The organism is Rhizobium sp. PvP014 (assembly GCF_017876855.1).
GTDB classification, from domain to species: domain Bacteria; phylum Pseudomonadota; class Alphaproteobacteria; order Rhizobiales; family Rhizobiaceae; genus Neorhizobium; species Neorhizobium soli.
In genome coordinates this window covers 3,097,660-3,118,641 of record NZ_JAGIOT010000002.1, presented here as the reverse complement: position 1 = coordinate 3,118,641, position 20,982 = coordinate 3,097,660, and the positions used below count along the sequence as shown (strand labels likewise).

The window sequence follows — 20,982 nt, the reverse complement described above, 5'->3', positions numbered from 1 at the left end:
AAGCCGCCCGTTCGCCCTCGAATGGAGCGGCTAATCTTGTTTTCGAGCCCTCTTTAGAATTGCCTTTTGTCAAATACGCCACATGTCTTTCCCGTTGAAGGAGATAGACATGAATGACGACATACGTGCCAGGATCGCTGCGAATGACAGACTGCTCAAGGCGGTTATCATCCTGCTGGCGATCAAGGATCCCCATCTTCTCGATGAGCTCGATGCAATCTTCAAAATTGCCGATGGTCAGGAGGGACTGATCGGCGATGCGGACAAGAAGACCCGAGCCCATCTCAATTCGGAACTGGCCCTGATCCGTTCCCTGGCGCATGTTTCGCTGGATACGACGCACTGATCCTTACCCGCGGTCGCCAAACGCAAATGGGCGCCCGAGGCGCCCATTTTTCTTGGAAAGGCTCTGAGGAGCTCAGTCCTTCTTGTCTTCAGCCGCCGCTGCTTCAACCTTCGGGCCGCCCTTGGCGACGCCGACCATGGCCGGGCGCAAGACGCGTTCGCCAATAATGAAGCCGGCCTGGACGACCTGCATGACAGTGTTGTTGGGTACGTCCGCATTCGGGATCTCGAACATGGCCTGATGGAAGTTCGGATCGAACTTCTCGCCTTCGGCATCGATCTTCTTGACGCCGTGCCGCTCGAGTGTCGACAGCATGCCACGCTCGGTCATTTCGACGCCTTCAAGCAGGCTCGTCAGCGTCGCATCGGCTCCGGCACGCTTGTCTGCCGGAACAGTGTCGAGCGCGCGGCGCAGATTGTCCGAGACGGCCAGCATGTCGCGGGCAAAGCCCGAGACGGCGTAGGACTTGGCATCCTTCACTTCACGCTCGGTGCGGCGGCGAAGGTTGTCCATTTCTGCGGCAAGCCGCATGAAACGATCGCGCAGATCGGAATTTTCGGCCTTGAGCACATCGATCGGATCGGGCTCCTGCGCGAAGAAGGCTTCCCCTGCGCTCTGATCGGCGGCGTCTTCGAGAGCGGACGCCACGGCTTCCGCCGTGTTTTCGACAGCAGCTGCGTCAGGTCCGTTCTTCTTGGTTTCGTCGGTCATGACGGTCTCCGGTGCGTATTGAAATCTGGAAGGGTGGTTGCGCCCGATATCGAGGTTCGGGGCGAAAAAATCAAGGCCTTGGGAACATCCTAGCGGGATAGCCTTGCAAGCAGCTGCGCCGTGTAATCCACCATCGGCACGATGCGCGAGTAATTCAGCCGGGTTGGGCCGATCACGCCGACCGCGCCGACGATGCGTTCCTCGCCATCACGATAGGGCGCAACGATGAGCGAGGAGCCGGACAGGGAGAACAGTTTGTTTTCCGAACCGATAAAGATCCGCACGCCCGGTCCCTTTTCGGCAAGGTCGAGGATCTCGATCAGGCTGTCCTTCTTTTCGAGATCGTCAAACAGCAGACGCAGCCGATCGAGATCGCTGACGTCAGCCAGACCTTCGAGAAGATTTGCCCGGCCGCGTACGATGAGCTGGCCCGGCTTTCCGTCCTCCTGATCACCAGACCAGAAAGCCAGACCACGCTCCACCAGATCATGCGACAGCGTGTGAAGCTCGCTTGCGACCTGTTCCTTCAGCATTTTCATCTGGCCGCGGAATTCCGGCAGCGTCTGGCCGGCGAGATGCGCGTTGAGGAAATTTGCGGCCTCGCCGAGCTGCGACGAGGTCACGCCTGCGGGCAGGTCGATAATCCGGTTCTCCACCTGATTATGATCGCCAACAAGGACGGCCAGCGCCTTGGTGGGCTCCAGGCGGATGAACTCGACATGTTTGAGGACGGGATCGTTCTTGGCGGTGATGACGATGCCGGCGCCGCGCGAGACGCCAGACAGCATCAGGCTTGCATCGGCCATCAGGTTTTCGAGCGTCTGATCGCGATCCGGCGGACGGATCTGCCGGTCGATGCTGGCGCGGTCTTCTTCCGAGAGATTGCCGACCTGCATGAAGGCATCGACAAAGAACCGCAGCCCTGTCTGAGTCGGCATGCGGCCTGCACTGATATGCGGCGAGTAGATGAGGCCGAGCTCTTCCAGATCGCTCATGACATTGCGCACGGAGGCTGGCGACAGCGACATGGGCAGAAGTCGCGACAGATTGCGCGAACCGACCGGCTCGCCGGATTCCAGATAGCTTTCCACGATGCGGCGAAAGATTTCCCGCGAACGATCATCAAGCACGGAGCCGTTGTCGCGACCCGTCAGTCCCGGAAATACCATTGGCCCCTTTACCATGCTGCTGATCTCATCTCCCAGATATAGTCGCTCACTTGCGCATCCGCAAAAGGGAAATTCTTTGCAAATGACGGCTCCGAGCCTTAGAAGGCGGAAACAATAATCCAGGGAGTGACGGATGCGGCCTTCAGGCAGACAGACAAATCAGATGCGCAAGATCTCGTTCGAGCGCAATTTCTCCAAGCATGCCGAGGGCTCCTGTCTCGTCAAGTTCGGCGATACCCATGTTCTGTGCACCGCAAGCCTTGAAGAAAAGACGCCGCCGTGGCTGCGCAATTCCGGCAAGGGCTGGGTCACCGCCGAATACGGAATGCTGCCGCGCGCCACCGGCGACCGGATGAAGCGCGAGGCTGCGACCGGCAAGCAGGGTGGCCGTACCCAGGAAATCCAGCGCCTGATCGGCCGTTCGCTGCGCGCCGTGGTCGACCTTTCCGCGCTTGGTGAAAAGCAGATCACCATCGACTGCGACGTGATCCAGGCCGATGGCGGCACCCGCACGGCGGCCATCACCGGTGGCTGGCTGGCGCTGTACGATTGCCTGAAATGGATGGACACCCGCTCGATGATCAAGCTCGACAAGGTTCTGAAAGACCATGTCGCGGCGATCTCGTGCGGCATCTTTGCGAGCCAGCCGGTCATAGATCTCGACTACCTCGAGGATTCCGCCGCCGAGACCGACGCGAACTTCGTCATGACGGGTAGCGGCGGCATCGTCGAGATTCAGGGCACGGCCGAGGGTGCTCCCTTCAGCCAGGAGGAATTCCTCAACCTTTTGTCGCTGGCACAGGACGGCACCCGGGAACTGGTAGCTCTGCAGAAGCAGGCGATCGGCGGCTGATTTCAACGCTGGCTGATCCATGAGTTGCGAGGGGCAGTCTTCCTTTCCGGAGAGACTACCTCTCGATCGAACCTCCTCCCCCGCCTTCATGGCGGGGCAGCATCAGACAAGGGAGCCACTGTTTTGATCGACGGCATTCTCGAAACAGCGCTCTATGTCGATGATCTCGATGCGGCGGAAGCCTTTTACGGTGAACTGCTCGGGCTTGAGCGGGTGCTGCGGGCCGGCGATCGCCACGTGTTTTACCGATGCGGACCCGGCATCCTGTTGATCTTCAATCGCGCCGAAACGCTGAAGCCGCCGCCTGATGATGCGCTGCCGGTTCCGCCGCACGGCACGCCAGGACCCGGGCATGTGTGCTTTCGTATGGACGGCCCGGCGATTGACAGAATGGTCGAAAAGCTCAACAAGGCGGGCATCGTGATTGAAAGCGATTTTCGCTGGCCAACCGGCGCCCGATCCCTCTATTTCCGCGACCCGGCCGGCAACAGTCTGGAATGCGCAGAGCCGAGGCTCTGGAATCTATAGGAACCTTCATGCGCAAGCTTGAGACGAAAACGATCGTCGTTGCCAGCCACAATGCCGGCAAGATCCGCGAGATTGCCGAATTGATCGGTCCGTTCGGCTTTTCGGCAAAGTCCGCGGCCGAACTGAAGTTCGAGGAACCGGACGAGACCGGCACGACGTTTGAGGAAAATGCGGCGATCAAGGCGCTTGCCTCTGCCAAGGCCTCGGGCCTGCCCGCCCTTTCCGACGACAGCGGCATTGTCATCGATGCGCTGGACGGCGCTCCCGGTGTCTATACCGCCAACTGGGCCGAGCGCGAGGATGGCACACGCGATTTCGCGATGGCGATGCAGAAGGTGGAAGATGCGCTGCAGAAAAAAGGTGCGACCACGCCCGACAAGCGCAGCTGCCGTTTTGTGAGCGTTCTCTGCCTTGCCTGGCCGGACGGCCACACCGAACTCTTCCGCGGCGATGTCGAAGGCGTTGTCGCCTGGCCGCCGCGTGGTGCTGCCGGTTTCGGTTACGACCCGATCTTCCAGCCGGAAGGCCACGAGACCACGTTTGGCGAAATGACCAGCGAGGAAAAGCACGGCTGGAAGCCTGGCGATGAGCACGCGCTTTCGCACCGGGCCCGCGCGTTCAAGCTGTTCGTCGAAACCTGCCTGGAGGCCTGATCCCCATTGAACGCCGTCGCTCCCCTTTTTCCCGGCATGCTGCTACCCGACACGGGTGAGCCGGGCTTCGGCGTTTACGTGCACTGGCCGTTTTGCGCGGCCAAATGCCCCTATTGCGATTTCAACAGCCATGTCCGCCACCAGCCCGTGGATCAGCTCCGCTACACCGCCGCGTTTCTGAAAGAGATGGAAACGATGCGCAAGATGAGCGGACCGAAGACGGTCACGAGCATCTTTCTGGGCGGCGGTACGCCTTCGCTGATGGATCCTTCAACCGTCGGGGCGATCCTCAACGGGATCGCGCAGCACTGGCATGTGCCTGACGGGATCGAGATCACGATGGAAGCCAACCCTTCCAGCGTCGAGGCGGAACGCTTTCGAGGCTACAGGGCTGCCGGCATCAACCGGGTCTCGATGGGCGTGCAGGCTCTCAACGATACGGATCTCAAATTCCTCGGCCGCCTGCATGACGTGGCAGACGCGCTGAAGGCGATCAAGCTGGCGCGCGAGATCTTTCCGCGCATGTCGTTCGACCTGATCTACGCCCGGCCGAAGCAGACGGTGGAGGCCTGGGAGGCGGAGCTGAAGCAGGCCATTTCCTACGCCGTCGATCACCTTTCCCTCTATCAGCTGACGATCGAGGAAGGCACGCCATTCTACGGCCTCCACAAGGCCGGCAAGCTGATCGTTCCAGATGATGAGCAGTCGGCGCTGCTCTACGAGGCGACGCAGGAGATTACCGCAGCGCATGGCATGCCGGCCTACGAGGTTTCCAACCATGCGAAACCCGGCGCCGAAAGCCGGCACAACCTGACCTACTGGCGCTATGGCGATTATGCCGGCATCGGCCCCGGTGCGCATGGTCGCCTGACGCGGGGACGCGACAAGATCGCCACCGCCACCGAGCGACGTCCGGAGACGTGGCTGGACCAGGTCGAGACACAAGGCCACGGCATGGTCGACCAGGAACTGCTAGGCTTCGACGAGCAGGCGGACGAGTTGCTTCTGATGGGACTGCGCCTGACCGAAGGCGTCGACCTGGCGCGCTGGCAGGAGCTTTCCGGCCGCGATCCGGACCCGGTCCGCGAAGAGCGGCTTCTGGAACACGGCTTTATCGAGCGGCTGGGGAATTCCAGGCTGCGCTGCACGCCGTCCGGCATGCTGATCCTCGATGCTGTCGTTGCCGACCTCGCCTGCTGACTAGGCCTTCACCGCCGTCACATGCAGCCATTCGGTCGGCCGGTCATCATAGCCGCTGCCGTCGTTCGTGCTTATCTCGAGCGATGACCACGTGACGGTCCTGTAGGCCTGTTCGAGCCAGGGCCGCGACGGGTTGTTGTAATAGCGACCTATCGCATCCGTCATCTCTTCCTCGCCGGTCTTATAGCTTGCGTAGAAAATGCCGCCAGGGCGCAGCGCCCGGTGGATGCGGGCAAGGATATCGGCGAGATCATTTCTCGGCGTGTGCAAAAGGCAGGCATTGGCCCAGACGCCACTATAGGCAGCAACGCTGTCGATATCCCCGAAGCGCAGTAGCGCGACTCTACGCCCCAGACGGCGCGAGGCTTGCTCTGCCATTTCCGCAACGCCATCCGTCGGGGTGACGTCAAAGCCGCGTTCAATCATGAAACCGCTGTCGCGGCCATTGCCGCAGCCAAGTTCCAGAACTCGGGCACCCGGAGAGAGGCGGGAGAGAAATGCTTCCAGCCGGATCTCGTTCGCCTTTTCCCGATAACCGGCATAGGCCTTCGCATTGTCGGCGTAGAAGCGGAGGGTCTGATCGTGTTCCGCCATGGCTCTTACTTCTGTGACAGGAGAAGCTTGGTGCCGAAGCCGACGAAGACGGTGGCAACGCCGAGGTCGATCTTCTGCTTGGCCTTGAGATAGGCGCTCGCTACCCGCGGATGGGTGATCAGGCCGACCAGAAACGTATAGTAACAGGCCGAAACCGCGACCATGACAGCGATTGCCGCTAGCCCGTAGAGAAACGGCGTGCCCGCCGGCATGGTAGCGGCAAACAGCGAGGCAACGAAGAGAGCCGATTTCGGGTTGGCGAGGTTGGTCGCAAGCCCCAGTCGGTAAGCCTTCCTCAGCGGTATCTCGCGTTCTGTGGGGGCAAATTCGGGTGTTGTCCGGGCCTTCCGGACGTCCATGAAGACGCGCAGGCCGAGCCATACGAGATAAAGACCGCCGACGATCTTCAGCGCGACATAGGCGAAGGGAGCTGCCTGAAACAGGGCATTGATCCCGAGCCAGCCCGCAAAGCCCCACAGGCATGTTCCGGTAATCGTTCCCATGGCTGCCGTAATGGCAACCTTGCGCGGTGCTGTGAGGCAATAGCGGATCACCAGCAGCGTATTTGGCCCGGGGGTAATGCAGGCGACAGCCCAGATGGTCGCCACGGATAAAAGAAACACGACACGCTCCTCGCACACCAGAAAGATTGGTGTGCGCCAGAAGCCAAATCCCGTCAACGCCCGGACAAACAAAAACCGGCTCTCATCCGATGGGTAAGAGCCGGCTTCGGTCGGTCAGTCGATGATCACAGATTGTTTTCGTTGATCAGGCGCTTCAGAAGCTCGACCTCGTGGCTGAGCTTGCTGTCGCCCGAGATCAGGTCCTCGATCTTGCGAACCGCATGCAGCACGGTCGTATGGTCGCGGCCACCAAACCGACGGCCGATTTCCGGGAAGGAGCGCGGCGTCATGGTTTTCGAGAGGTACATGGCGACCTGGCGCGGCTTGACGATGACGCGGGTGCGGCGGTTGGAGACCAGTTCCTGCCGCGAGACGTTGTAATGGCGTGCCACGACGCGCTGGATATCCTCGATCCGGACGCGCCTCGCTTCCCCGGCGCCGACCAGATGGGCGAGAAGCTCGTCGACGCGCTCGATCGAGAGGTTCGGCTCAAACGAGCGACGGAACAGCAGCTGGTTGAACGCGCCTTCCAGTTCGCGACCGGTGCTGACGACGCTGCGTGCGACGTGATCGAGAATTTCGTGCGGGATATCGAGCGATGGATCATCCTGCTGGGCAGCCGCGAGACGACCTTTGAGCATTTCCATGCGCATATCGTAGTCCGGCGTCTCGACCTCGATGGCCACGCCGCCCTGCAGACGCGAGCGAACCCGCGGATCGAGCGATTCCAGCTCCCAGGGGGCGCGGTCGGCAGCAACCACGACCTGCTTGGCGCTGTCGAGCAGCATGTTGAGCAGATGGCAGAATTCGTTCTGGATCATCTTGCCCTGCAGGAACTGCATGTCGTCGATGATCAACAGATCGATATGGCGCAGGCTGTCCTTGAGCGTCAGGGCATCATTGTCGCGGATCGCGGTTGCGAAACGCCACATGAAGTATTCGGCGGTGAGATAGACCACGCGCGGCATGCGGGGGCTGCCGACGGCGGCGTTGGCGATGGCCTGCAGAAGGTGGGTCTTGCCGAGACCGACACCGGAATGAATAAACAGCGGGTTGAAACGCACGGCACCGGCACCGGCTTCCGCAATCGTCTTGGCAGCGGCAAGCGCCACGCGGTTCGAGGCGCCTTCAACGAACGTGTCGAACGTATAACGGCTGTCGAGTGGCGAACCGAACAACGGGCCGGGCTGCGAGGACTGGCGAACCGGGGTGGACGCGGCCGTCGGGAACGTGGCGATTTTGCCGATCTCACGCGGTGCAGACGGGCGTTGCGACGCGACAGGTGCCGGGGCATCCGAGCCAATGACGCCGTCCTGGACATCCGATACCGGCTTTGCAGCGCGGGTTGCCGTGCGGACCAGGATCTCCACCTTGAGGATCTCGGCATCTTCCGCCTGGAAGATCGACGTGATCAGATCAAGATAACGGTTGTTGATCCAAGACTTCAGAAACGTCGTGGGCACCGTGAGCCTGACGACACTCTTCGAGACGGTGTGAAGCTTAAGTCTTGCAAACCAGCTTGCGTAAACATCCTGGCCGACCTGTGCTTTAAGACGCACACTGAACCGCTCGAAAAGAGCATCATGCTTCATAACTGGTGTTTCCCCTGCCGCCTGTGCGCAAACGGAATCAAACGCCTGTCGTGCATTGCCCCCGTTGCCGGTTGCACGAGCCGATACGTTATTCATTTGCATTATTCGCCGCCTTTTCCATAGGAGCCCGGCGGTTCTGTTTCCCGCCAGGACACATTCTTTTTAACTACGTCCGACAGCCCGTCTCCGCGAGGAAACGATGACTGCCCTTCCCCATCGATTAAAGTTCCAGGCCAACCGCCCGGACCATCAAAGATCGATCCGGATCACCTCGTCTGATCCAGACCTGCGGGAGCCAACCCGCAACTCAGCGCACGCTCCATCCTCGTTATGAAGAGCCGCTGACTTCCCACTGCCTTCTTCCGACTCCCCAGTCGGCCCCGTCACGCATAAGTTCAGCTGTTGCCGGAAAAGCCAATTTCCGGCTTGCAACCATCGGTTAAATAAGGAAACGAGAAAAACATCTCGCCGCAAGCTGCTTAAAGTCCCCGGGCCGCTCGGTGTCGAGCGGTTGTCGGCAGGCTCTAGGAGTGATCTCCATGCCTCTCGCTAAAAGCCATTTAGGCAGGATCAAATGGCAAGATCAATGATGAATTTTACGCAAAATCCGAGCGCGGCCGTTGACTCTCTGGGCGCGATTTGAATGGCCGGAGGGTTGCGGAGAAGAATCCCAGTTGAATCAATGGGATTCAAAATCCATCTATTTCTGATGGTACGATTCAGAGAAAAAATAAAAAAAACCTTGACTCAGAAAGCAGGCGGCGGGTTGGCGGAATTGCCGCCAGACTTGGGCAGACCTCTCATAAGCCTTTGTAATTCATCGGGAAAATCTGTCACGCACCTGACACGTAACCGTTACTGAGCCGGTTAACGAAGTACAAAGGACTGAGAATCACAAAAAGCCCGGTCGACCGACCAGGCTTTTGATGCATGCACGCTAAAGGTGATATTAGGCGGAGAGTGCCTTGACGCGAGCTGCCAGGCGCGAGACCTTGCGGGACGCCGTGTTGCTGTGAAGGACGCCCTTCGTTGCAGCGCGTGCGATTTCCGGCTGAGCTGCCTTCAGAGCAGCAGCAGCGACGGATACGTCACCCGTTGCGATCGCTTCTTCAACCTTGCGGATAAAGCCACGAACGCGCGAGCGGCGGGACTTGTTGACTGCGGTACGGCTAGCGATCTTGCGGGTCGCTTTTTTCGCCGAAGTTGTATTGGCCATATCATGCCTCTCTACGAATTCGAACCAAAACTCCGCCGTTGCCGCGTAGGTCCTGCGACCATCAATCCAGCAATTCGGGAGCAATAGAGGAAGCCGTCGATCAGGCTTTCCCAACTGTGGGCGGGCATATAACCGGTATAGCGCGCCTCGTCAACGCGGATTCGCATGAAGGGTGCCGCTGAATTTGCCGTTTGGCGAAGTCCCGCGTCCTTTTCGCGACCATAACCCCTCCCACTCTCCTTATAGGGACGCGTGTTCAAACATCGCCTGCAACGGCTGATCACTTCTGGCAGCGCGGGCAGTAGAAGGTGGAGCGGCCGGCTTGGGTGATACGAGCAACGGTGCCGCCGCAGCCCGGCGTGCGGCAGGGCTTATCCTCCTGGTCATAGACAGAGAAGGAATGCTGGAAATAGCCAAGCGAGCCGTCCGTCTGGATATGGTCGCGCAGAGACGAGCCGCCGGCTGCAATCGCATCGGCAATGACAGCGCGGATCGCTTCCGTCAGCAGCACCAGCTCCTTCTTCGGCCGGCCCTTGGGCGTGACGATGCTGCCCGCTGCCCTCTTCGGCGACAGGTGCGCGCGCCACAGCGCTTCGCAGACATAGATATTGCCGAGACCGGCGATCACGGTCTGATCGAGCAGCGTGCTCTTCAATGGCTGCGCCTTGCCGGAAAACCGCTTGCCGAGATACTCCGCATCGAGCGCGTTGCCGGTCGGCTCCGGACCGAGTTGCGCAAATGCCGGGTAGAGATCGAGCTCGCTGCGCTTTGCCAGATGCAGGAAGCCGAAACGGCGCGGATCATTATAGATTACCTTCAATGTCTCGTTGCCACGCTCCAGATGAAAGACGACGTGGTCATGCTTCTCGTCCTTGGAGCGCGGATGATGAAATGTGCCAAGCGCCTCTTCCTCGACCCTGAACGAGCCGGACATGCCGAGATGGGCAATGATGGTGAGATCGTCTTCGAGGTCGATCAGCAGGTATTTGGCGCGTCTTCCCAGCGCGATGATCTGCCGGCCTTCGACTGCGGCGACAAGATTTTCCGGGAACGGAAAGCGCAGATCGGTGCGGTTCAGCTGCAGCCTTGCAAGCTTTGCTCCCTCCATGGCCGGAGAAAGGCCGCGACGAACGGTTTCGACCTCTGGCAATTCGGGCATGGTCTACCTAACTTCCTGTTTCAACGATGCCGCCGGTGCTCTATAGACCGGGCGGTAATCCACCACATAGCGTCCGGAAACCGGTTTCGCTATGGTCCGCCTGGATAGAGACACCGAGGAGCTGCCCATGACCGAAGCCCGCACCCGCGCCGAAGGCGGAATGGAAACCTCCTATGGCTTCCGCCAGGTGGCCGATGGGGAAAAGCAGGGCCTCGTCAACGACGTATTCCACAAGGTCGCCAAGCGCTATGACGTGATGAACGACGTCATGTCGGCGGGCATGCACCGGGTGTGGAAGGACGCGATGATTACCGCGCTCAATCCGCGCAAGGATGCGAGCTACCGGACGCTGGATGTGGCGGGCGGCACCGGCGACGTCGCATTCCGCATCGTCGAGGCCTCGGGCCTCAAGGCCCATACGACGGTGCTCGATATCAATGGCTCGATGCTGGCCGTGGGTGCCGAGCGGGCGCAGAAGAAAAAGCTGTCCGGCAATCTCGATTTCATCGAGGCGAATGCAGAATCCCTGCCCTTCGAGGACAATTCCTTCGACGCCTATACGGTCGCCTTCGGGATCCGCAACGTTCCGCGCATCGACGTGGCGCTGTCTGAAGCCTTTCGCGTGCTGAAGCGTGGCGGACGGTTGCTGGTTCTGGAATTTTCGGAAGTCGAACTTCCGCTGCTCGACAAGTTTTACGACGAGTGGTCGTTCCGGGCGATCCCGCGCTTCGGCAAGATGATCACCGGTGATTCCGAGCCCTACCAGTATCTGGTGGAATCGATCCGCAAATTCCCCAACCAGGAAAATTTCGCAGCGATGATCCGGACTGCCGGTTTTTCGCGTGTGAGCTACACCAATTATACCGGCGGGATAGCAGCCCTGCATTCCGGCTGGAAGCTCTGAAGCGATGAGCACGATCGGCGCTTATTTCCGGCTCGCCCGCGTCGGCTGGGTTCTTGTCCGCGAAGGCGTGGTTTCGGCCCTGCCGACACAGGACCTGCCGCCGGCCGTCGGCATTCTCAAATCCATGCTGGAGCCGCTCACCCGTTTTCGGGCGAAGAAGCAGCCACGCAGCGAAAGGCTGACCCGCGCCGTCGGAAGGCTCGGTCCCTCCTATGTGAAGATCGGCCAGTTTCTCGCCACCCGTCCGGATGTCGTCGGTGTTGACTGGGCCGTCGATCTTGCCATGCTGCAGGACCGGATGGCCTTCTTCCCCACGGATGCTGCCAAAACCGCCGTCGAGACCTCGCTTGGCCGCCCGATCAGTGATCTCTACACATCGTTCGAAGAGCCGATTGCAGCCGCCTCGATCGCGCAGGTGCACCCGGCCGAAGTGAACGGCAAAAAGATGGCCGTGAAAGTGGTGCGCCCCGGCGTGCGCCAGCGTTTCGCAAATGACATCGAAGGCATGTATGTGGTTGCCCGCATGCAGGAACGCCTGATGCCCTCCAGCCGCCGGCTTCGCCCGATTGAGGTGACGCGGACGCTGGAACAGACGACCAAGATGGAAATGGACCTGCGCCTGGAGGCTGCAGCCCTTTCCGAGATTGCCGAAAACACGGCGGACGACCCAGGTTTCCGCGTGCCTGAAGTGGACTGGGAACGGACCGGCCGCGACGTCATCACCATGGAGTGGATCGACGGCGCCAAGATGAACGACGTCCCGGCGCTGAGGGCTGCCGGCCACGATCTGGAAAAGCTCGCAGAAGTGCTGATCCAGTCCTTCCTGCGTCACACGCTTCGCGACGGCTTCTTCCATGCCGACATGCATCCCGGCAACCTCTTCGTCGAGCGGGACGGTACGATCGTCGCCGTCGACATGGGGATCACCGGACGGCTGGGCAAAAAGGAACGACGCTTCCTCGCCGAAATCCTCTACGGCTTTATTACCCGCGACTATATGCGTGTCGCCGAGGTGCATTTCGAAGCGGGCTATGTGCCTGCGCATCACGACGTTGCAGCCTTCGCGCAGGCGATCCGGGCGATCGGCGAGCCGATCCACGGTCAGCCCGCCGAAACCATCTCCATGGCCCGGCTGCTGGCGCTGCTGTTCGAAGTGACCGACCTGTTCGAGATGCAGACCCAGCCGCAGTTGATCCTCTTGCAGAAGACCATGGTCGTCGTCGAAGGCGTTTCGCGTATCCTCGACCCGCGTTTCAACATGTGGAAGGCCGCAGAGCCGGTCGTCGGCCAGTGGATCCGCGACAATCTTGGCCCCAAGCGCATCGCATCCGACCTTAAGGACGGGATGAAGGCAGGGCTGAAGCTCGCCGAAGCCTTGCCGGAGATTGCCGCCAAGACGGAAACCCTGCACCGGGAACTCGTTCACATGAGCGAACACGGCCTGCGTTTCGATCCCGAAACGGCAGACGCGATCGGCAAGGCGGAAGCCCGGCACAGCCGCTCCGGCCGCTGGGCACTGTGGATCATCGCGATCTCGCTCGTCGTCATCGCCTTCGCCGTCGTCTGAAAAGGCGCGTTGCGACATCAGATGTCCAGGTTCTGGGATATACCTTGGACGACAGGATGAATTAGTGTGCGGGCAAAAAGGAATGCCATGTCCGCCGCACCCAAAAACCCAGACCGCATCACAATCGAACTCACCGGCCAGCCGATCGGCTTTGCCGAGCTGATCAAGATCGGCCGTGGCGAAGTTACCGTGACAGCCAGTGCCGAAGGGCTTGCCCGTGTCGCTGCGGCGCGGTTGGTGCTGGAGAGCACGATTGCCGAGGGCACGCCCGTCTATGGCGCGACGACTGGCGTTGGTGCGATGAAGGACGTCGCGTGGTCGCCGGAAGAGCTCGACGCTTTCAATATCGGGCTCGTCCGGGCCCATCACTTCGGCACCGGCGAACCGTTTCCGATCTGCGTCGTGCGCAATGCGATGGCGTTGCGCGTCAACACGGCGCTGACGGGCTATGTGGGTTGCTCGACCGAACTGGTTCAGGCCTATCTCGATCTGCTGCAGGCCGACGTCATTCCGGTCGTGCGGCGCACCGGCTCGATCGGCTGCGCCGATATCGGTCTGATGGGGCAGATCGGTGCTGTCCTGACCGGCGTCGGCGAGGCAATGTTCGAGGGACGCCGCCTGCCCGCAGCGGAAGCCTTTGCGGCGGCAGGCATCGCGCCGATGAAAATGGCGCCGCGCGACAGCCTTGCCTCGCTTAGCGTCAATTCCGTCAGCTTTGCGGCCGCCGCCGACGCGACGCGCACGGCGGCCTGCGCCATCCGCACGCTGCTTGCCACCGGCATGGCCGCTTCCGGTGCCATGGGCGGCTCCCGCGATCCGTGGATTGCCGTCACCCATGTGGGCACGCCGCGCGAAGCGATGATCGGAAAATGGCTGTGCAACGCATCCGAAGGCTGGGACTGGCCGAAGGCGACGCAAATCCAGGACCCGTTGAGCCTGCGCATGATCGCGCAGGTGTTCGGCACCGTGTTTGAAAGCGTGCTGACCGCCGGCCACAAGATCCTCGCGGCAACGGGCCGCTCCGACGACAACCCCGTGATCGTCGACGGCCGGGTTCTGACATCAGGCGGTTCACTGCCGCTCGACGTTACGGTGCTCCTGGAATCGGCGTCGCTGACGATGGCGCATGCGGCGCGCAACGCCTTCAACCGCTGCGTTCTTCTTGGAAACGGCCAGCGCCGCGATCTGCCGGTCAATCTGGTTCCGCATGGTGTGATTGCGACGGGCTTCGGGCCGATCATCAAGCTGGCCGGCGAGATCTTTTCGCGCGTGCTGTCGATGACCAACCCGGTTTCGGCGCAGTCGCTGGTGGTGGCCGGCGGCATGGAGGACGAGGCAGCGTTTCTGCCGCTGGTGATCGAGCGGTTCGAGCGACAGGTGCAGGCCCTGCAGAGACTGGCGGCGCTTGAAGCGCTGCTTGCTGCCCAGGCGATGGATATCCACGGCGACGAGCCGGGTGGCGCGGTCAAGCTGATCTACGATGCCGTACGCCGCCATGCAGCCTTCTACACGGTCGATCGGCCGCTTTCGGCGGAGGTTGAGGCGATCGAGGCAGAACTCGCGTCCGAGGCCTTCCTGACAGAGCTGATCGCCATCTCGCCGATCCATGCGATCGACGGTTTCTTTGCGCTTGGTGGCTTCGGCATGCAGGGCGTTCAGCCCACGCAAGCGTGAGCACGGCACGCCTTTATTCCGCCGGGTTCTTCAGACTTTCTTAAAGGAATATAGTCCTTTCGCGTGCCCCAAGTGGCCATTTGGAGTTTGCCCATGGCGCTTGGCGCTTCCCGACGGCTGCAGGACGGCGTTGTTGCCGTCGAAACGATGACGCGCTTTGCGCTGGCAGTGCTGGCGCTGGCATCGGGCGTCTATACCTATCTCGGTGCCCGCACCATTCTCGACGGCTCGCCGACGGCGGTGTTCTTTGCAGCGATCATCTATTCGGTGTCGGTGTCGGTCGGCATCTACGCCTTCTGGTCCTACATGGCGCGGTTCTATCCGCATGTCACCTCGCGAACCGGACGGACCGCGATGCTGGCGGTGATGGCCGCGGGCGCCGTGATGATCATGGCGATGTCGAGCTGGCTCAACGCCGCGGCACTTGCCGGTTCGTCTGCCGTCGAACAGCACCTTTCCGAAACCGTGGAAGCCTATACGGCCGATCTTGACCGCGCGCACCAGAACGCGATTGCGGCGCAGAGCCTGCTGCCGGATATCCAGCGTGCCGGTGAACGGTTCTCGCAGCTTGCCGGTGTCGAGCGCCAGTCCGGCTCGCTGACCGGCACCACCGGCTCCGGCAGCGTGGTGCAGTTGCTCACCCAGATGTCGGCCCAGATGAAATCGCTGGAAGGCAATATCAACGGGTCGCGCGAACAGGTGGCCGATCTTTTCGAACAGGGCCAGAAGCGGCTTGAGGCGATGCGCGGGCTGGTCTCGGCGCCGGGCGATATCGGACCTCGCGCCGACCAGTTCTCGACCGAGGCCGTGGCGCTGACGGGCGTCGTATCCTCGCTGTCGCAGACCTCGATCGCGCCGTCCATCCGTCGTGCGGCAGACGATCTGGCGATCGGCTTTATCGCGCCGGTGCCGGACGGGGCAGCGCCCGACCTCGTCAACCGCCAGAACCAGGTGATGGAGACGGTGAAGGCTTCGGTGAGCGCGCAATCCAAGGCGCTGGCCAAGGCTGCCGACGAAATCCTGTCGCGGCCGACTGTGGGAGAACGGCGCTTCGTGCCGCTTTCGCCGGCAGGCGCCGTTCTGGAATATGCCGGCGACTTTATTCCCGCCTGGGCCGGCGCGATCTCCATCGACCTTCTGCCGGGTGTGATGGTGTTCATCCTGGCCGTCGTGCATGGCGCGATCCGGAGACAGGAGGACCCGCTTCCGTTTGCCGAGCGCATTACCGCTGCCGAGCTTTTGCAGGCGCTCGAAGTCCAGCGCGCCGTCAGTGCCAGCGGCATGAGCGTGGAACAGGCGACCGCCGCCATGGAAAAGCCCGAGACATCGCAGGAGGATGCCCGATTGGCCGAGCTGAAGGCGGACGAGGTGAAGGCCGAAGAGGTTAAGGCCGACGAGAATACCAATATCACCAGTCTCGATCCGAAAACGCGCCGGGACCGCAGCCATGAGGATCGGTGAGGCAATCCGCCGGCTCGACGACGGTGTCATCCTGCGCGGCGTCTTCTATCTCATGCTCGGCATTTCCGGCATTTTCCTGGTGACCGACATTCGCGAGATCGCGACCGCAAAGCCCGAGAGCCCGGGGTACGATCCGATGCGCGAGACGGATCCCGTCCTGCCACCAGCGCTGACCGAGGGGCGACCGGCAGCGCCGCCCGTCGAGCCTTCAAGCCCGGCAGACGTGCTGCGCAAGGCGATGACCTTCAACCTGACAACGGGTGGCATTCTGAAGGCTGAAGGAGCGATCGAGCCGGGTGCTGCCGAGCGCTTTGCGACCGAGATTGAAGCCCGCGGCGAATATGTGAAGACGGTGTCGCTCAACTCCCCCGGCGGCTCGGTGGGCGACGCGATCGCCATGTCGAAGCTGATCCGAGAGAAGAAGCTGGCCACGCTTGTGGTGACCAAGGGGCTCTGTGCTTCCTCCTGCCCGATCGTGTTTGCCGGTGGTGTCACGCGGGTGGCCCAAAAGGATGCGGTGATCGGTGTGCACCAGGTGTTCAACGGCGGCCGCAACAGGCCGAGCGCCGACGAGGCAATGTCCGGCGCACAGGCGACCACGGCGCGCGTCTCGCGGCATCTGGAGGAAATGGGGATCGGCTCCGGCCTGTGGCTGCACGCACTGGAGACCCCGCCGGACCGACTGTACTATCTGACGCCGAAGGAAATGACGGATTTCAAACTGACGACCCCGCCGGCTCCCGCCGTCAACGCGTCCGCCAAGAAGAGCTAGCTTCGCTGCGTGATACTGCGCGACAGCAGTGCTGCCGCGAGGGCGAGCGCCAGCATCGTGCCGGTAAAGGCCGATACGGCCCACCAGCCATCGGCGCTCCAGAAGTGGCCGCCCACCGAGCCGGCGACGCTTGAGCCCAGATAATATCCCAGAAGATAGAGCGAGGACGCGTGGCCCTTGGTGCCTTTTGCCATGCGGCCGACCAAAGCGCTTGCCACCGAATGGGCGATGAAGAAGCCGGAAGTGAGCAGCACGATGCCGAGAATGATCAGCGGCAGCGGTGTGGCGAGTGTGATGACGACGCCTGCAAATGCCAGGACGATACCGGTGAGCATGACGGCGAAATGGCCGAAGCGATCTCCGAGTAGACCGGCGGCCCAGGACGCAACGATGCCGAACAGATAGACCGTGAAGATGAGGCCGAGCTCCGTCTGATCGAGGCTGTAGGGGGCGTCCACAAGCCGGAAGCCGATGTAATTGTAGATGGTGACGAACGCGCCCATCAGCAGGAAGCCGATGGCAAACAGGAGTGCCAGTGCCGGATGGTTCAGGTGACCGAGCCAGGCATCGACATGATAGCGCAGGTTGGATTTGCGCGGCACGAAGTTGCGCGATGGCGGCAGGAGAACGAGAAAGCCGATGGCGGCGACGATGCCGAGCGCGCCCATGCCGACAAGCGCCAGGCGCCAGGAGAAATATTCCGCCAGAACCCCGGTGACGACACGCCCAGCCATGCCGCCAAAGGCGTTGCCGGCGATATAAAGGCCCATCGCGGCGCCGAGCCCTTTCGGATCGACTTCCTCCGACAGATAGGCCATGGCGACCGCCGGAACGCCGCCGAGCAACAGGCCTTCAAGCGCACGAATGATCAGAAGCAGGTTCCAGTTCGGCATGGCGGCGCAGGCGATGGTGCAGATCGAGGCGCCGAGCAGAGACACGAACATCAGGCTGCGGCGGCCGAACCGCTCCGACACGGCGGCGGCGCAAAAGATGGCGAGTGCCAGAAAGCCCGTCGACAGCGACAGGGACAGCGAGCTTGCCGCCGGACTGACGCCGAAGTCACGCGCGAAGATCGGCATGAGCGGCTGGACGCAGTAGAGCAGTGCAAAGGTCGAAAAGCCGGACATGAAGAAGGCCAGACTTGCCCTCCGGTAGGCCGGCGTGCCGCGGACGAGATAGAGCTTCTCCCCCTCCCCCTCTTCTGCAAGAGCTTGACCGTTCAAGGCCGCGGACAAATCGGCGTTCAGGGATGCGGAGGCGGGCATGAGGTATTCGACCTTTCAGGTCCATCAGAGGTAGCCAGTCGCCTTCCATTAATCCAATATATGGCGCAGGCATTCTCGATAGGTTTTACAGATACCGATGGAACTGAGGCATATCCGCTATTTCCTCGCCGTCGCCGAGGAGCAGAATTTCACGCGGGCTGCGGCACGGCTTGGTATCGGCCAGCCGCCGCTCAGCCAGCAGATCCGCGATCTCGAAACCGAGATCGGTGCAGCGCTTTTTCACCGGGTGCCGCATGGTGCGGAATTGACTGCGGCTGGCGAAGCATTTCTGCCCGAGGCGCGGGCCTCGCTTGCGGCAGCAGAGGCTGCGAAACTTTCTGCCCGGCGTGCCGCGCGCGGCGAGACAGGCAAGCTGGCGCTGGGCTTTACCGCGTCTGCCGCCTTCAACCCGGTCGTAACCGGCGCTATCCGCCGCTTCCGGAGCGAGTGGCCGGGCGCTGCGCTGTCGCTTGCGGAAATGAACAGCAACTGGCTGATCGAGAAACTGGAACGCGGTGAGATCGACGCCGCTTTCATCCGTCCAGGCTTGGAAGACCCGAAGGCGGTGCGGCTGAAACGTCTGGCGGACGAGCCGATGCTGATCGCACTGCCGGCGAACCATGAGCTGGCGACCTTACGGACCGTGCCGATCGCAGCGCTTGCAGGAGAGCCCTTCGTGCTGTTTCCGCGCACGGTGGGTCTCAGCCTGTTCGACGATATCCTCAGCGCCTGCCGCGATGCGGGGTTCGAGCTCAACGTCACGCAGGAAGCGCCGCAGATCCCGTCCGTGGTCAATCTGGTTGCCGCAGGGCTGGGCGTCTCGATCGTCCCGGGCTCTATCACGAAGATCGCCATCGAGGGCGTCGTGTACCGGCCGATCGAGGGGCCGGGACCGGTGGCGCGACTGGGCATCGCCGTGATGAAGGCACAGCGTTCCCCGATCGCGCTCAACCTGTTCGAACTGGTCTAGGCTGACCGGTTAGCCTTTGATCTCGCGTTCGCAGAAGGTGATGCGGTTGCTGAACGGATCCGTCACCGAAACCTCCAGACCCCAGGGCGCCTGGTGCAGCCCCGGCCGCATATAGGCGTAGTCCTTGGCATTGAGTTCCCTGTGGAGCGCTGCAGCACCGGTGATGGGGACAAACACGCGGGCACCCGGCGAGGCATCGCCCGCATGTTCCGACAGATGCATCAGCATGCCGCTGCGCGATATCTGGCAATAGAGCGGTGCGTCGGGAGCGAACCGATGCTCCCACTCGACGGTGAAGCTTAAGAACCCGCAATAGAACTCCATCGCCTTGCCGACGTCGAAAATGCGGAAGATCGGGACGGCCGGCTGGATCAGGGTCTGGCTTGAGGCAGGTTCGACCGACTTGAAATCATTCATTGCGACCGCCGTTCATCGGAGTTTCACCACTCTTGCTGCAGGACGATTGCATGTTCAAGAACAAAACCCTAGCTTCCGGTCACTTCGAAAGCGGGCGGGCTATGGGACTCAAAGACAAGCGCATCCTTCTCATCATCTCCGGCGGCATCGCGGCCTACAAGAGCCTCGACCTGATCCGGCGGCTGCGCGAACGCGGGGCCTCGGTGCGGCCGGTCATGACCAGGGCGGCCCAGGAATTCGTGACGCCGCTTGCCGTCGGGGCACTGTCGGGCGGGCATGTCTATACGGAGATCTTTTCGCGCGAGGACGAGCAGGATGTCGGCCATATCCGGCTGGCGCGCGACGCCGACCTCGTGATCGTCGCACCCGCAAGTGCCGACCTGATGGCAAAGATGGCCCACGGAATGGCGGACGACCTGGCAAGCGCCGTGCTTCTGGCGACCGATCTGCCCGTGCTGGTGGCGCCTGCCATGAACCCGAAAATGTGGGCGGCCGCACCGACGAAACGCAATGCCGAGACACTGAAGGCAGACGGCATCCATGTGATCGGGCCGATGGTCGGCGAAATGGCTGAGAGCAACGAGGCAGGCGCCGGCCGGATGGCAGAACCGCTGCAAATCGTTGCCGCGGCGATTGCGCTGCTGGATGCTTCGCCCAAGCCGCTCGCCGGCAAGACGGCGATTGTGACCTCCGGTCCCACCCATGAGTCGATCGACCCGGTGCGCTACATTGCCAACCGCTCGTCCGGCCGTCAGGGCCACGCGATTGCAGCGGCGCTGGCGAAACTCGGTGCCGACGTGACGCTGGTTTCAGGCCCGGTAACGATCCCCGATCCCGCTGGCGTCACGACGCTGCATGTGGAGACGGCCGCCGAGATGCTCGAGGCCGTGACAAGGCGTCTGCCCGCCGATATCGCCGTGATGGTGGCGGCCGTCGCCGACTGGCGGGTGGCAACCTCCGCCGACCAGAAGATCAAGAAAATGCCGGGCGAGGCACCGGCGCCGCTGATGCTGACGGAAAACCCCGACATCCTTAAAACGGTCGGGCATCACGACAAGCGCCCCACGCTTGTCGTCGGTTTCGCTGCCGAGACGCAGAATGTGGAAGAGAACGGGCGATCGAAGCTTCAGCGAAAGGGTGCGGACCTGATCGTCGCAAACGACGTCTCTCCTCAGACCGGCGTCATGGGCGGCATGCGCAATCAGGTGAAGATCATCTCCGAGACCGCTATCGAGGCGTGGCCGGATCTTGGCAAGGACGAGGTTGCGATGCGGCTGGCCGAGCTGATAGCGGCCCGGCTCGCATGAG

The 20,982-nt window shown here is 61.8% G+C and carries 20 protein-coding genes and 1 pseudogene; 12 read left to right on the top strand and 9 right to left on the bottom strand.

Annotated elements, in window-relative coordinates; translation table 11 throughout:
- Positions 1–109 precede the first annotated feature (109 nt).
- Positions 110–346 carry a hypothetical protein gene (locus J3A65_RS19645; RefSeq protein WP_062454030.1) on the top strand — a complete coding sequence of 79 codons (237 nt, stop codon included), beginning with the start codon at positions 110–112 and terminating at the stop codon, positions 344–346.
- A 72-nt stretch (positions 347–418) separates the two neighbouring features.
- On the opposite strand, the gene grpE is transcribed toward J3A65_RS19645, so the two are convergent.
- Both grpE and hrcA read right to left on the bottom strand, forming a co-directional pair.
- Positions 419–1,057 carry a nucleotide exchange factor GrpE gene (gene grpE, locus J3A65_RS19640; RefSeq protein WP_062454031.1) on the bottom strand — a complete coding sequence of 213 codons (639 nt, stop codon included), beginning with the start codon at positions 1,055–1,057 and terminating at the stop codon, positions 419–421.
- A gap of 89 nt (positions 1,058–1,146) precedes the next feature.
- Positions 1,147–2,226 carry a heat-inducible transcriptional repressor HrcA gene (hrcA, locus tag J3A65_RS19635; protein WP_062454032.1) on the bottom strand — a complete coding sequence of 360 codons (1,080 nt, stop codon included), beginning with the start codon at positions 2,224–2,226 and terminating at the stop codon, positions 1,147–1,149.
- A gap of 133 nt (positions 2,227–2,359) precedes the next feature.
- Here hrcA and rph point away from each other — a divergent pair, with 133 nt between their 5' ends.
- The 4 genes from rph to hemW all read left to right on the top strand — a co-directional run bounded on the left by rph (position 2,360) and on the right by hemW (position 5,460).
- Positions 2,360–3,079 (top strand): ribonuclease PH, encoded by a 720-nt coding sequence (gene rph / locus J3A65_RS19630; RefSeq protein ID WP_092663772.1) that lies wholly within the window; start codon positions 2,360–2,362, stop codon positions 3,077–3,079.
- A 123-nt stretch (positions 3,080–3,202) separates the two neighbouring features.
- A complete protein-coding gene (locus J3A65_RS19625) occupies positions 3,203–3,607 on the top strand; it encodes a VOC family protein (RefSeq protein ID WP_209902947.1) in 405 nt (134 codons plus the stop codon).
- Between the two features lie 8 nt (positions 3,608–3,615).
- Positions 3,616–4,260 carry an RdgB/HAM1 family non-canonical purine NTP pyrophosphatase gene (rdgB, locus tag J3A65_RS19620; protein WP_209902944.1) on the top strand — a complete coding sequence of 215 codons (645 nt, stop codon included), beginning with the start codon at positions 3,616–3,618 and terminating at the stop codon, positions 4,258–4,260.
- A gap of 36 nt (positions 4,261–4,296) precedes the next feature.
- Entirely contained in the window at positions 4,297–5,460 is a 1,164-nt protein-coding gene (hemW, locus tag J3A65_RS19615; protein WP_062454924.1) for a radical SAM family heme chaperone HemW, read from the top strand.
- Here the strand turns inward: hemW and J3A65_RS19610 are convergent, their stop codons facing one another.
- The 5 genes from J3A65_RS19610 to mutM form a co-directional block, all read right to left on the bottom strand.
- Positions 5,461–6,054, bottom strand: a complete 594-nt coding sequence (locus J3A65_RS19610; protein ID WP_062454036.1) for a class I SAM-dependent methyltransferase — start codon at positions 6,052–6,054, stop codon at positions 5,461–5,463.
- A 5-nt stretch (positions 6,055–6,059) separates the two neighbouring features.
- Entirely contained in the window at positions 6,060–6,677 is a 618-nt protein-coding gene (locus J3A65_RS19605; protein ID WP_113167010.1) for a LysE family transporter, read from the bottom strand.
- 125 nt (positions 6,678–6,802) lie between these two features.
- A complete protein-coding gene (gene dnaA, locus J3A65_RS19600; protein WP_062454037.1) occupies positions 6,803–8,371 on the bottom strand; it encodes a chromosomal replication initiator protein DnaA in 1,569 nt (522 codons plus the stop codon).
- 847 nt (positions 8,372–9,218) lie between these two features.
- Positions 9,219–9,485 (bottom strand): 30S ribosomal protein S20, encoded by a 267-nt coding sequence (gene rpsT / locus J3A65_RS19595; protein WP_062454038.1) that lies wholly within the window; start codon positions 9,483–9,485, stop codon positions 9,219–9,221.
- Between the two features lie 280 nt (positions 9,486–9,765).
- The gene (mutM, locus tag J3A65_RS19590; protein ID WP_062454039.1) at positions 9,766–10,644 is read right to left on the bottom strand and encodes a bifunctional DNA-formamidopyrimidine glycosylase/DNA-(apurinic or apyrimidinic site) lyase; all 879 of its coding nucleotides are present in this window, start codon (positions 10,642–10,644) and stop codon (positions 9,766–9,768) included.
- 127 nt (positions 10,645–10,771) lie between these two features.
- Between mutM and ubiE the strand changes: the two genes are divergently transcribed.
- The 5 genes from ubiE (at position 10,772) to J3A65_RS19565 (ending at position 17,022) form a co-directional block, all read left to right on the top strand.
- Positions 10,772–11,548: a bifunctional demethylmenaquinone methyltransferase/2-methoxy-6-polyprenyl-1,4-benzoquinol methylase UbiE gene (ubiE, locus tag J3A65_RS19585; protein ID WP_062454932.1), complete on the top strand. Its 777-nt coding sequence runs from the start codon at positions 10,772–10,774 to the stop codon at positions 11,546–11,548.
- Between the two features lie 4 nt (positions 11,549–11,552).
- Positions 11,553–13,115, top strand: a complete 1,563-nt coding sequence (gene ubiB, locus J3A65_RS19580; protein ID WP_062454040.1) for a 2-polyprenylphenol 6-hydroxylase — start codon at positions 11,553–11,555, stop codon at positions 13,113–13,115.
- 87 nt (positions 13,116–13,202) lie between these two features.
- Positions 13,203–14,789: an aromatic amino acid lyase gene (locus J3A65_RS19575; protein WP_209902942.1), complete on the top strand. Its 1,587-nt coding sequence runs from the start codon at positions 13,203–13,205 to the stop codon at positions 14,787–14,789.
- 93 nt (positions 14,790–14,882) lie between these two features.
- On the top strand, positions 14,883–16,250 hold the full coding sequence (locus J3A65_RS19570) for a hypothetical protein (protein WP_209902940.1): 1,368 nt from the start codon (positions 14,883–14,885) through the stop codon (positions 16,248–16,250).
- Positions 16,237–17,022, top strand: coding sequence for an ATP-dependent Clp protease proteolytic subunit (locus J3A65_RS19565; protein WP_174195502.1), 786 nt, complete (start codon positions 16,237–16,239; stop codon positions 17,020–17,022). The genes J3A65_RS19570 and J3A65_RS19565 overlap by 14 nt, the downstream gene beginning before the upstream one ends.
- Here J3A65_RS19565 and J3A65_RS19560 read toward each other — a convergent pair.
- Positions 17,019–18,287 carry an MFS transporter gene (locus J3A65_RS19560; RefSeq protein ID WP_209902938.1) on the bottom strand — a complete coding sequence of 423 codons (1,269 nt, stop codon included), beginning with the start codon at positions 18,285–18,287 and terminating at the stop codon, positions 17,019–17,021. The genes J3A65_RS19565 and J3A65_RS19560 overlap by 4 nt on opposite strands.
- Positions 18,288–18,384: 97 nt before the next feature.
- On the opposite strand from J3A65_RS19560, the gene J3A65_RS19555 reads away from it, so the two are divergent.
- Positions 18,385–19,257: a LysR family transcriptional regulator gene (locus J3A65_RS19555; protein ID WP_209902936.1), complete on the top strand. Its 873-nt coding sequence runs from the start codon at positions 18,385–18,387 to the stop codon at positions 19,255–19,257.
- A 9-nt stretch (positions 19,258–19,266) separates the two neighbouring features.
- Here J3A65_RS19555 and J3A65_RS19550 read toward each other — a convergent pair.
- Positions 19,267–19,629 (bottom strand): annotated as a pseudogene (locus tag J3A65_RS19550) (glyoxalase superfamily protein); the annotation flags it as partial.
- Between the two features lie 146 nt (positions 19,630–19,775).
- On the opposite strand from J3A65_RS19550, the gene coaBC reads away from it, so the two are divergent.
- A complete protein-coding gene (gene coaBC, locus J3A65_RS19545) occupies positions 19,776–20,981 on the top strand; it encodes a bifunctional phosphopantothenoylcysteine decarboxylase/phosphopantothenate--cysteine ligase CoaBC (RefSeq protein ID WP_209903629.1) in 1,206 nt (401 codons plus the stop codon).
- Position 20,982 lies beyond the last annotated feature (1 nt).